The sequence below is a fragment of the Coralliovum pocilloporae genome (assembly GCF_030845175.1).
In the GTDB taxonomy this organism is placed as follows: domain Bacteria; phylum Pseudomonadota; class Alphaproteobacteria; order Rhizobiales; family Cohaesibacteraceae; genus Coralliovum; species Coralliovum pocilloporae.
On record NZ_CP132542.1, the window covers coordinates 3,409,600 to 3,421,278 of the forward strand.

Here is an 11,679-nt window from a genome sequence, read left to right on the forward strand (position 1 = left end):
TCCACTCAGCGCGAGACAAACTGACTGCCAAGAGGCGTATCAGAGGTGTTCATCCAGACCGTCTTCGGTCTGGTGTAGTCGTAAACCGCCTGAAACCCGCTTTCGCGGCCATAACCCGAATGTTTCATGCCCCCAAAGGCTGCAACAGGTGAAATCACGCGATAAGTGTTGACCCAGACGATCCCCGCCTTCACCGCATCAGACATCCGAAGAGAACGGGCGCTGTCCCGGGTGAATATACCCGCAGCCAAGCCATATTTCGTCTCATTGGCCAAAGCCACGGCTTCTTCTTCGGTCCTGAACCGCAGCACGCTGACAACGGGGCCAAACAGCTCCGTATCCACAATGCGTAAATCCGGGCTCGGACAATCAATAATGGTCGGCTCATAGAAGAACGCACTGCCCGCATCAGCTCTCTTGCCACCGCAAACAAGCCTGCCGCCTTCAGACAAAGCATGCGCCACTTCCCGCTCGACGGTTTCCATCTGCCCGGATGTACAAAGCGGCCCCATGTCAGTCTCTTCCGCCATCGGGTCACCAATGCGGACACTTGCGGCGACAGCCGCCATCTTTTCAAGAAACGTATCGGCTATATCCTCGTGGAGGATCAGTCTCGACCCGGCGACGCAACTCTGGCCGGATGCACCGAAGATACCGCCAACAGCTCCGTTCACGGCGCTTTCAACATCAGCGTCATCGAACACAATAACCGGTGACTTTCCACCAAGTTCGAGAGAAACTTCGGCAAAGTTCTCGGCAGAATTATAAAGGACATGCCGAGCTGCAGATGGACCACCTGTGAAGGCCACACGCGCCACCAGCGGGTGACTGGTCAGGGCCTTGCCGCATGGATCTCCGTGTCCGGTGACAATATTGACCACGCCATCGGGAATTCCGGCCTCAGCAATCAGCTTGCCAAATTCCAGCATGGCCGCAGATGCATGTTCCGAAGCCTTGAGCACCACCGCATTCCCCGCCGCCAGCGCAGGCCCGATTTTAACGGCAGACAAAAACAGCTGGGAATTCCACGGCACCACAGCCGCGATCACACCAATAGGCTCCCGCTTTGTGAAAACAAACAGGTCGGGCTTGTCAATCGGCAGGGTTTCACCATGGATCTTGTCGGCGCACCCCGCATAAAACTGATAGAATTCCGAGATATATTTCGCCTGCCAGCGGGTTTCCTTGAACATCTTGCCGGTATCGAGCGTCTCAATCCGCCCGAGATCTTCTGAATGATCAACCAGCAGGTCTGCAAGACGACGAAGACAACGGCCCCGCTCTGTGGGTGACATACTCTTCCAGGGACCGGATGACATAGCTCTGTCAGCAGCCCTGACCGCACGGTCCACGTCTTCAGCGGTCGCCTCTGGTATCCGGGCCCAGTTCTCGCCGGTTGCCGGGTTGATACTGTCAAACAGAGCGCCATCAGAGGCCTGCACCCAGGCCCCATCAATCAGCATGTCATAGGTCTTGAGCTCAGTCATCGCTGGCCTGTTCCTCTTTAGCCTGCTCCACAGGCATCACTCGACGATAAGCCCCGTCAAAATAAGCCAACGGGTCCACAGAAGCATCACGCACCCCGTCCACACGACCAAACACAACCAGATGGCTACCCGCATCGAGAACACGGTCTACAGAGCAGATAAACACGGTTGCATGGTCAATGGCCGGTGGTTGGCCTGAACAGGAAACACCGCTAAACCGGTCTGAAACACGATCATCATCAAGACCTGCAAACCGGTTGGCGATGGCACTGGCCGTCTCCGGCAGAATATTGACGTTGAATACGCCGTTCTGCTCCACGGCTCTCGCCACGGACGGCTCTTTGTGCAGGCAGACCAGAACCATCGGCGGGTCAGCAGAGACAGACGAGAACGCACTGACGGTTGCGCCAAAGCGCCCTGACGGGCCATCTGTCGTGACCACAGTCACCGATGAGATCACCCGGCGCATGGCCTTGATGAAATCCGCTCTCAATACCGTCTCACCGGACGGCTCCACATGAATTGTCATTGCGACCCCTCCACTGGACAATGAACAGCATCAGTGTGGCAAACCTTGATCGATTTGAAAATTGAATTATTTTTAGAATTTAATGCACAAATATCGAATTGATACCAACCATGAACATCACTTCGCTTCAGACCTTCATCGCCATTGTAGAAACGGGTTCGCTCGTCCGCGCTTCCGAGCGCCTCAATGTGACACAATCAACCGTCACGGCCCGCTTGAAAACCTTGGAGCAGGATCTTGGGCAGACTGTGCTCAACCGGCAGAAATCCGGCATCACGCTCACACCGGCGGGAACCAAATTGCTCCGCTATGCCCGGGTCATGACGGGCCTGTGGCGTCAGGCCAAACTTGAGGCAGGTCTTCCGGCAGGCACACATTCAGTGTGTAATTTCGGATGCCATCGGGAGCTCTGGTACGGTCCGGGGAAACAATTCTTTGACCTTGCTGCAGAACGACATCCGGACATGGCACTATCGGTCTATCAGGGCAATGGCCATGATCTGGAAGACTGGCTCGCATCAGGTCATGTGGATGTGATCATGACCTATGAACCGGTCGCCCGCAGCCGCCAGTCCATCCACCCCCTGCCAGCGCAGGAACTGGTTCTCTATTCAGATCAAGAGGGAGCCCGGATCGTTGGCGAGACAGAATATGTCTTTGTTGATCACGGCGAGGATTACAGACGCTGGCATGGAGAGATCTATTTCGATGCAGGCACATCCCGCGCTACATTTGACAGCTCACTATGGGCGATCGACTATTTGCTGAAAAACGGCGGGTCAGCCTATCTGCCAGCACTCATCGTAGATCAACATCCCGCGCGCAGCAGACTTCATCAGGTCAATAATGCAGAGCGCTACAGAAGGACTGCCTATCTGGTTGCCAGCGAAACAGCCGTTGCCAACTGGCCCTGGTTCACCCCGTTTCTTGAAGAATTGCAACGGAATCGTACTCACGGGTTTTAGAGCTCATGTGACTGAGGTTTTCCACGGCCTGGCAAAAACCAGTCAACCCTGGAAAGATCCGGCCAGTTTATGATCTGTCTCCACATGCAGGCTCACCACGTGACGTGTCCTCTCGTAACGCGGGGTGACGCCATAGTGCTGTCGGTAACATTTGGTGAAATGCGATGCAGACTGAAACCCGCAGTTAAGAGCAATGACACCTATAGAATCTGACGTTGATTGAAGGGATTGCTTTGCCATTTTTAAGCGCAGTTCCCTGTAATATTTCATCGGCGAGCTGTTAAACTGCTGTCGAAACAGACGTTCCAGCTTTCTGGATGAAACATTCAACCGCCTCGAAAGATCCTGCGTCGAAAGCGGTTCTCTGACATGCTGGTGCATCAGCGCAAGCGCATCATCCAGGCATGGCATATACTCATCATGACTGACATTGGGCTGGTACCCCTGAAATTCGGCATTTGCATTCATCAGGCAGATATCCTGCACCTGAACGAGTACCGAGCGCTCTACATGCCGACCAAGATAGGCCAGCATCATTTCGAGCGCTGCGATACCTCCTGCAGAGGTCAAAACCCTGTCGTCAATTTCAAAGCGGCGCCCCGTCGGCGACAGTTGAGGAAAGTCAGTAGCAATCTCATCCAGGAGCCACCACGGCGCTGTTATGCAATGGCCATTGAGAAGACCGGCCTCAGCCAGCACCGACACGCCACCGCCGATACCACCAATAGCTCCACCGCGCATAAATCTGCCTGAGAGCGAGGCCCAGGTTTCAGATGCCCACACGGTCCGGTCAGATTCGGAATCAGAGCCAACGACAAGTGTCAGACCGGGGTCAAATGAACATGGCTCCTCGGTTTCGACCGCCAGTGTAAGGCGATCATAGATTCGGAGAGGATCGTCATTCGCGGTTCGTATTGTCCAAGAGAAAACCGGCCGCTCGAGAATGCGGTTACAGAGTCGCAGAGGCTCAATCACCAAAGACAGATCAAAAAGGGTCGCAGATCCAACAAGGATAAGCTCCACACCAAGCGGCCCGCTCATAATCCTGTATACTCCTCTGGGCAAATACCAGTCCAAGACAACAAAGGGGATTTACAAATGGTCCACTTTGCCATAATCGTACACATATTGTATAACAGGATTGTTGGTAATGACCAAGGCTGAATTGAAATCCCGTCGTGGCGGCCGGGCCGCACGGAAAGCGGTTCGGACGAGCCGTCCGATTGAAATGCTGCCAGCGCTCAAACGCGGCATCCCCTACACCGAGCCCATGGATCAGGAGCAGATCGAGAAAATCGATGATGCCTCCATGTCGATTCTCGAAGAAGTCGGCGTTATCTTCCGCGATCCGATTGCGCTTGATGACTGGAAAAAGGCTGGTGCCGATGTTCAGGGTGAGCTGGTCAAGTTCGACCGCGCCATGATCCGCGAGCTGATTTCGTCCATTCCATCACAGATCTCCTATTACGCCCGCAACCCGGCAAACAATGTGGAGATCGGTGACGGGAAGTCGATCTTCGTACCGATGACCGGAGCACCATTCCTGCGCGATCTGGAAGACAAGCGTCGCTGGCCGACGCTAGATGACCTCGGCATGTTCCACAAACTGGCACATATGTCTCCGGCCCTGCACTCCTCCGCTCACCATATTGTTGAGCCGATGGACCATCCGGTGCCGCATCGCCATCTGCGCATCACTTACTCGTCCATGAAACACTCGGACAAGATCTTCATGGGTATGACAACGTCGGGCAAGAACGGCGAAGATGTCATGGATATGTGCGAGATCCTGTTCGGCAAGGATTTCCTTGAAAACCACGCTGTAACCACAGGGAACATCAACGGCAATTCCCCGCTGGTCTGGGATGAGACCATGCTGGGTGCCATGCGCGCCTTTGTAAAACGTCGTCAGCCTGTACTCTGCTCGCCGTTTGTTCTGGGTGGTGCTAATACACCAGCCTCAACGGTTCCTGCGGTCGCTCAGTTGAACGCCGAAGCCCTGTCCGGCCTCGCCTATACTCAGATCATCCGCAAAGGTGCCCCGGCGATCTATGGCCATTACCTCTCAACCGTTTCCATGCAGTCTGGCGCACCGATGGCCGGAACGCCTGAGATCTCGCTGATGAATTTCATGATCGGCCAGATGGCACGGTTCTATGGTGTGCCCTGGCGCACATCAAACACACTGGGTGGCGCCAAAACCTTCGACGCCCAGTCCGGTTATGAGAGTGCAACAACTCTGATGGCGGTCCTCGGTGCAGGTGCAAACTACATCTGGCACTCTGCAGGCTGGAGCGAGGCCGGGATGCACTGCTCTGTTGCCAAGTTCGTTGTGGACGCTGAACAATGCGCTATGGGTCACCGCATGGCCTCTGGACCGCGCTGGGATGATTTTGACGAAGCGCTGGCCGCTGTCCGTGATGTTGGCCCGGGTGGACACTATCTCGGTCATCCACACACTCAGGAGAATTTCGAGCGGGCCTTCTTCATGCCACAGCTGTTCGACAACAACTCGATTGAGCAATGGATCGCAGAAGGCAGCAAGGAAATCACTGAACGTGCCCTGGCGCACGCACAGAAGCTGCTTCGCGAATATGAAGAACCCAAGCTGGATGAAGCCAAGAACGAAGAACTGATGGATTACATCTTGCGTCGTGAGCGTGAAATCCCGGAAAATGCAGGACTGAACGAAGAGTACTAGGCCTACCTCGAAGAAGAAGTGAAGACCGAATGACAAAGCGATTTGATGGCAAAGTGGCCCTGATTACCGGGGCCGGTGGTGGGATCGGACATTCGGTCGTCACAAAACTGGTTGAAGGCGGAGCCAGGGTTGCTCTCGCAGATGTCTCAGCTGAATCAGCTGAACGCATGAGTGCCGAGATACAGGCAGGTGGCGGCCAGGCAATCGCTCTCCCTGGCGACCTGACAGACGGCGATTATTGTGACAGTCTCCCCGGTCTGGTGGTCGAAGCACTTGGCGGGCTTGATATTCTTATCAACAATGCCGGGCTGATGCGCCGTGGTCCTGTAACCGAAGCCAGCGATGAAGACTTTGCTCTTTCCATGGCCGTCAATGTGGAAGCGCCATTCCGCCTCGTGCGGGCTGCCATTCCTCTGATGGAAAAAGCTGGCGGCGGTACCATCGTCAATACAGCCTCCTGCTGGGGGCTATATCCCGGCCCTGATCATCTGGTTTACTGCACCACAAAGGCAGCCATTGCTGCCATGACCCGCTGTCTGGGTCGTGACCATGCCCACCAGAATATCCGCGTCAATGCGGTCTGTCCCAACGAGGTCAACACACCGATGTTGCGAACCGGGTTTTCCATTCGGGGGCTTGATCCTGATACGGCTATTGCAGACCTGAACGCAACGGTTCCCCTGGGCCGGATTGCCGAGCCGGAAGATATTGCAGACGTTATTGCCTTCCTGGCCTCTGACGACTCCCGTTATATGTGCGGGGCACTGCTTGAAGTAAACGGGGCAAAACCGGTCTTCTGATCACAAATCCAAGGAACAGATCCATGCGGTTCAAGAACAAGGTTGTACTTGTCACAGGGGGCGGCCGCGGTATCGGTCGTGCTATTTCCGAGCGGTTCCTGGCGGAAGGCGCTGACGTTATCACTGCCCAGAGATCTGCGTCTGACATTGAGGGTTCAACCCATCTTACAGCTGACTTTTCCGATATCGACAGCTGCCTGAACACGGTGCACGAAGCGGTCAGCCGCTTTGGTCGGCTCGATGTTCTCGTCAACAATGCCGGCATGATGGAAGAAGCCAGCGTGGATGCTATGTCTGTAGAAGCATGGGATCGCATGATGGCGGTCAATCTCCGTGCTCCATTTCTTCTGGCAAAAGAAGCCATACCCATCATGCGGAAGCAGGAAACAGGCGGCGCAATTGTCAATATCGGCTCAATTGAAGGCCTGGGCTCAAACCCGGGTCATGCGGCCTATTGCGCGTCCAAAGCCGGCCTCCATGGTTTGACGCGCGCTATTGCAGTTGATGAAGGTGTACACAACATCCGCTGCAATGCAGTCGCACCCGGCTGGATTGATACGGATCTCAACATGGATTTCATTGACTCCATGCCTGACCCCAACGCCTTCCGGCGCGACATTGGCCGTATTCATCCAATTGGTCGAACCGGCAAACCGGAAGAAGTCGCAGCGCTGGTTGCCTGGTTGGCATCAGATGATGCAGCTTTTGTGACAGGTCAGGTTTATACGGTTGATGGCGGACGAATGGCAAAGCTCAGCCTGCCCTGACCCTGCCCGGTGAAAGACTTGAGGAACATGCCGCATGCGTATTGTATCTATTGATGTTTTCCAGAAAGACCTGCCCGTCAAGAACGGACCATATACGATGGCTTCAACGCAGATTCATGCGCTTGATTCAACGGTCGTCCGGATCAGGACAGATAGCGGTCTGGTCGGTTTCGGCGAAACCTGCCCGGTCGGCCCGGTCTATCAACCCAGTCACGCCCTCGGTGCACGCGCCGCCCTCGCTCAGATGGCTCCGAACCTGATCGGCCTGAACGCGCTGGCACTTGATCGAGCCTACGCTGCGATGAATGCGAGCCTGAACGGTCACGCCTATGCCAAGGCCGCAATCGATATGGCGTTGTGGGATCTGCAGGGCAAACATTTTGGTGTTCGTGTCTGCGACCTTCTGGGCGGAGCCGTTACGGAGCGCGTTCCATCCTACTATGCCACCGGCGTCGACGAACCGGACGTGATCGCAAACCTGGCCGAGAAGAAAGCCGCTGAAGGCTATCCTCGTCTGCAGGTGAAGGTCGGTGGCCGCCCCGTCGAAATCGACATTGAGACGGTCCGGAAAGTCTGGGAACGTGTGGGCGGCAAGGTCCGCCTTGCCGTTGACGGGAACCGTGGCTGGACAACCCGTGACGCTCAATTGTTCTCCTCGGCCTGTCGGGATATTCCCTGCATTCTGGAACAACCCTGCAACAGCCTTGAGGAAGTTGCAGCCCTTCGCGGGCTGGTCAGCCATCCGATTTTCCTTGATGAAAGCTCGGAAAATCTGGGCATTGTCATCAAGGCTGCCGGGCAGCGCCTGTGCGATGGGTTCGGGATGAAGGTGACCCGCATTGGCGGCCTTACCCAGATGCGCACCTTCCGGGATATCTGCAGAGTGTCCTCCCTGCCCCACACATGCGATGATTCATGGGGCGGAGACATAATCGCTGCTGCCTGCACCCATATCGGAGCAACCGTAGAGCCTCACCTGCTGGAAGGTGTCTGGCTGGCTCAGCCCTACATCGAGGGTCACTACGACGAGGAAAATCCGGTGGTCATCGAAAACGGCTATATCCCGGTCCCGAAAGGCCTGGGCCTTGGTGTGAATCCTACCGAAGAAAACCTTGGAACGCTGGCAGCCTGTTATGGTTAGATGAATCTGATTGGATGAATCATGCTCGCCTTGATGATTGCAAGACGAGTATTAGTTTGCTACAAGAGGCAAAATGTATACAGAGAGTGCACATGAAATTTGAAGGTATCTATACCCCGATCATCACGCCTCACGGCGATGACGGGAGCATCGATCGGGACGCCTTCGCGGCGATGATCGAACATCTGATTGAGTCCGGCATTCACGGAATTATCGTCGGTGGATCTACTGGTGAGTACTACGCACAGACATCAGAAGAGCGTATCGAACTGATGGGCTTTGCCAAAGAGCTCATTAAAGGTCGCCTGCCCCTTATTATCGGTACTGGCGCGATCCGCACTGAAGAATCTATCATGTATGCAGAGGCAGCCAGGGATATTGGCGCGGACGCCCTTCTGGTGGCCACCCCGCCCTATGCCGTACCTACAGAGCGCGAAAATGCCATGCATGCACTCGCTGTGGACCGGGCCGCCAACCTGCCCATCATGCTCTACAATTACCCCGGGCGCATGGGCGTTTCCATGGGTGAAGAATATCTGGACCGCGTCGGGCGCTCCAAGAATGTGGTGGCGATTAAGGAAAGCTCCGGCGACATCAATCGCGTCCACCTTCTGGCACGTGATTACCCGCACATCCAGATGTCCTGCGGCATGGATGATCAGGCTCTTGAATTCTTTGCCTGGGGCTCACGCAGCTGGGTTTGTGCCGGTTCCAACTTCCTGCCGAAAGAGCACGTGGCCCTGTATGAAGCCTGTGCGGTTCAGGACAATTTCCGTAAAGGACGCCGCATCATGTCTGCGATGATGCCGCTCATGCGGGTTCTGGAACAGGGCGGCAAGTTCATTCAATGCGTCAAGCATGGCTGTGAGATGAGCGGCCTTTATGCGGGCCCTCCACGTGCGCCGCTTCGGCCGCTGAACAAAGATGACAAACGTGCGCTTGAGCAGGTTGTCCGCACTCTGAAAACCACTATTGCGGCCATTGAAGCCGAAAGCGAGGGCTGATCATGACCGACCTTTTGACCCGCGAGGAATACGCCTCCATCGCTGCAGGCCTGACACTGCCCGTCAACAGCTTCGTTGATGGTTCATTCCGCCCAGCGCAGTCCGGCAAGACATTTGCTTCTGTAAACCCGGCAACCGGGGACGAACTGGCTGAGATCGCAGCCTGCGATTCGTCAGATGTGGATTTCGCCGTTCAGAAAGCTCGTGAATCCTTTGACGACGGTCGCTGGCGCTGTTTGCACCCGTCCGAACGGAAAGATGTCCTGATCCGTCTCTGCAAGCTGATCACCCGCAACCGGCGCGAACTGGCCGTGCTGGAATCACTGGACAGCGGCAAGCCTATCCAGGATTGCGAAACGATCGACATTCCGGAAGTCATTCACACAATCAAATGGCATGCGGAAGCCATCGACAAGCTCTATGATCAGACCGCTCCGGCGGGTGATGATGCGGTCGCCATGATCGTTCGCGAGCCGATCGGCGTCGTTGCCTGCGTCCTGCCCTGGAACTTCCCGCTGCTGATGATGGCCTGGAAAATCGGCCCGGCACTGGCCGCCGGCTGTTCCGTCATCGTCAAACCTGCAGAACAGACCTCCCTGACCGCCCTTCGCCTGGCCGAATTGGCCATGGAAGCGGGTATCCCGCGCGGTGTCCTGAACGTTGTCACCGGGCACGGCCCCGACGTTGGGCAACCGCTCGGCCTCCATATGGATGTGGACATGGTCAGTTTTACCGGCTCGACCGAGACCGGACGCCGTTTCCTTCGCTATGCAGCTGATTCCAACCTCAAGAAGGTTGTTCTGGAGTGTGGCGGCAAGAATCCTTGCGTGGTTCTGGACGATGCGGAAGATCTTGATCTTGTTGCAGAACAGGTTGTCAGTGGCGCCTTCTGGAACATGGGAGAAAACTGCTCAGCCGCTTCCCGCCTGATTGTTCATGAAAACATCAAGGAAGAGCTTCTTAAGCGCGTTGTGGCCCATGCTCGCGAATGGCGTATGGGTGATCCTCTTGATCCGGCCAACCGCATGGGCGCGCTCGTCGATCAGGAGCATTTCACCAAGGTCTGTTCCTATCTTGAAAAAGGCCCGTCTGAAGGGGCGGAAGTGGTTCTCGGCGGCTCATCCGTTGATGGCGCATATGTGGAACCGACCATTTTCGACAATGTTGGCAGCGATGCTGCTGTCCTTCGAGAAGAGATCTTTGGTCCGGTTCTGTCTGTGGTCACCGTCAAGAGCTTTGACGAAGCCATTCAGATCGCCAATGACACAGAATACGGCCTTGCCGCCTCTGTCTTTACGGCAAACGCCAAACGCGCCCTGCGGGCTGCCCGCTCAATCCGGGCAGGCACCGTAACAGTCAATTGCTTTGGTGAGGGTGACATCTCAACCCCGTTTGGCGGTTACAAACAGTCCGGCTTTGGTGGTCGTGACAATTCAATCCACGCTCATGACCAGTACACGGAAATGAAAACCATCTGGATTGACCTGTCAGACCGGGCCACAGACGAGGCCGTCAGCTAATGGCAAGGATCGGGTTTATCGGCACCGGAGAGATCGCATCCTGCATGGTAAGCGGCCTCTCCGGCAAGGGACACGACATCAGAATTTCGGAGCGAAACAAAGACCGTGCCGCCACACTGGCAGCCGAGTTCTCAGACGTAAGCACTCACGATAATCAGTCCGTTCTTGATCAGTCAGACATCGTCTGGCTGACCGTAACCGCCGATACAGCCCGATCTCTTCTGCCTGATTTGAACTTTCGTCCGGATCACCGTGTCATCTCTGCAATGATGGGATTGTTTCACGCTGAACTGCAAGACCTGTGTGCCCCTGCGACAGATATTGCCATCACCATTCCGATGCCATTCATCGCAACAGGCAACAGCCCCCTGCCCGTTTATCCGGCGAGTTCAGCGCTTGAAGAGATTTTTGGTGACACAGACACCGTAATACCGCTGACCAGTGAAACCGCATTGAACGCCCACTTCGCGGCAACGGCCCTGTCGTCGCCTCTCTTCGCTCAACTTGCGGCAACATCGGAATGGCTTGGTGAACTGACCGGCAACAGGCAGGACGCCGAGACCTATGTCGCCACACTGTTTGGCGGTTACCTGTCCTCTGTTCCCAATGATGGACAATCCAGGTTTTCAGAACAATTGCAGGCCCTTTCAACAGAGGGCGGCCTGAATGCTACCTTGCTCGCTCATATGAAGGAGCAAGGCCTTGTAACTGCGCTTAAATCCGGCCTGGACGGATTTCGGCAGCGGTTGAATCTCCCGGAATAAA

11 protein-coding genes are annotated in these 11,679 nt (G+C 55.6%); 8 read left to right on the forward strand and 3 right to left on the reverse strand.

Going from position 1 to position 11,679, the window contains the following annotated elements:
• Nucleotides 1-5: 5 nt before the first annotated feature.
• Together RA157_RS15425 and RA157_RS15430 are read right to left on the reverse strand one after the other, a co-directional pair.
• Nucleotides 6-1,487 carry an aldehyde dehydrogenase gene (locus RA157_RS15425; RefSeq protein ID WP_350334011.1) on the reverse strand — a complete coding sequence of 494 codons (1,482 nt, stop codon included), beginning with the start codon at nt 1,485-1,487 and terminating at the stop codon, nt 6-8.
• A complete protein-coding gene (locus tag RA157_RS15430) occupies nt 1,480-2,016 on the reverse strand; it encodes a flavin reductase family protein (RefSeq protein WP_350334012.1) in 537 nt (178 codons plus the stop codon). The genes RA157_RS15425 and RA157_RS15430 overlap by 8 nt, the downstream gene beginning before the upstream one ends.
• A gap of 110 nt (nt 2,017-2,126) precedes the next feature.
• Between RA157_RS15430 and RA157_RS15435 the strand changes: the two genes are divergently transcribed.
• Entirely contained in the window at nt 2,127-2,981 is an 855-nt protein-coding gene (locus tag RA157_RS15435; protein ID WP_350334013.1) for a LysR family transcriptional regulator, read from the forward strand.
• Nucleotides 2,982-3,023: 42 nt separating this feature from the next.
• Here RA157_RS15435 and RA157_RS15440 read toward each other — a convergent pair whose 3' ends face one another.
• Nucleotides 3,024-4,022: a GlxA family transcriptional regulator gene (locus RA157_RS15440; protein WP_350334014.1), complete on the reverse strand. Its 999-nt coding sequence runs from the start codon at nt 4,020-4,022 to the stop codon at nt 3,024-3,026.
• 109 nt (nt 4,023-4,131) lie between these two features.
• Between RA157_RS15440 and RA157_RS15445 the strand changes: the two genes are divergently transcribed.
• From RA157_RS15445 to RA157_RS15475, 7 genes are all read left to right on the forward strand, one after another.
• Nucleotides 4,132-5,682, forward strand: a complete 1,551-nt coding sequence (locus tag RA157_RS15445; RefSeq protein ID WP_350334015.1) for a trimethylamine methyltransferase family protein — start codon at nt 4,132-4,134, stop codon at nt 5,680-5,682.
• Between the two features lie 29 nt (nt 5,683-5,711).
• Nucleotides 5,712-6,482: an SDR family NAD(P)-dependent oxidoreductase gene (locus RA157_RS15450; protein WP_350334016.1), complete on the forward strand. Its 771-nt coding sequence runs from the start codon at nt 5,712-5,714 to the stop codon at nt 6,480-6,482.
• A 23-nt stretch (nt 6,483-6,505) separates the two neighbouring features.
• Nucleotides 6,506-7,249 carry an SDR family NAD(P)-dependent oxidoreductase gene (locus RA157_RS15455; RefSeq protein WP_350334017.1) on the forward strand — a complete coding sequence of 248 codons (744 nt, stop codon included), beginning with the start codon at nt 6,506-6,508 and terminating at the stop codon, nt 7,247-7,249.
• 34 nt (nt 7,250-7,283) lie between these two features.
• Nucleotides 7,284-8,390: a mandelate racemase/muconate lactonizing enzyme family protein gene (locus RA157_RS15460; RefSeq protein ID WP_350334018.1), complete on the forward strand. Its 1,107-nt coding sequence runs from the start codon at nt 7,284-7,286 to the stop codon at nt 8,388-8,390.
• A 92-nt stretch (nt 8,391-8,482) separates the two neighbouring features.
• Nucleotides 8,483-9,394 carry a dihydrodipicolinate synthase family protein gene (locus RA157_RS15465; protein WP_350334019.1) on the forward strand — a complete coding sequence of 304 codons (912 nt, stop codon included), beginning with the start codon at nt 8,483-8,485 and terminating at the stop codon, nt 9,392-9,394.
• 2 nt (nt 9,395-9,396) lie between these two features.
• The gene (locus RA157_RS15470; protein WP_350334020.1) at nt 9,397-10,914 is read left to right on the forward strand and encodes an aldehyde dehydrogenase; all 1,518 of its coding nucleotides are present in this window, start codon (nt 9,397-9,399) and stop codon (nt 10,912-10,914) included.
• Nucleotides 10,914-11,678, forward strand: a complete 765-nt coding sequence (locus tag RA157_RS15475) for an NAD(P)-binding domain-containing protein (RefSeq protein WP_350334021.1) — start codon at nt 10,914-10,916, stop codon at nt 11,676-11,678. The genes RA157_RS15470 and RA157_RS15475 overlap by 1 nt, the downstream gene beginning before the upstream one ends.
• Nucleotide 11,679 lies beyond the last annotated feature (1 nt).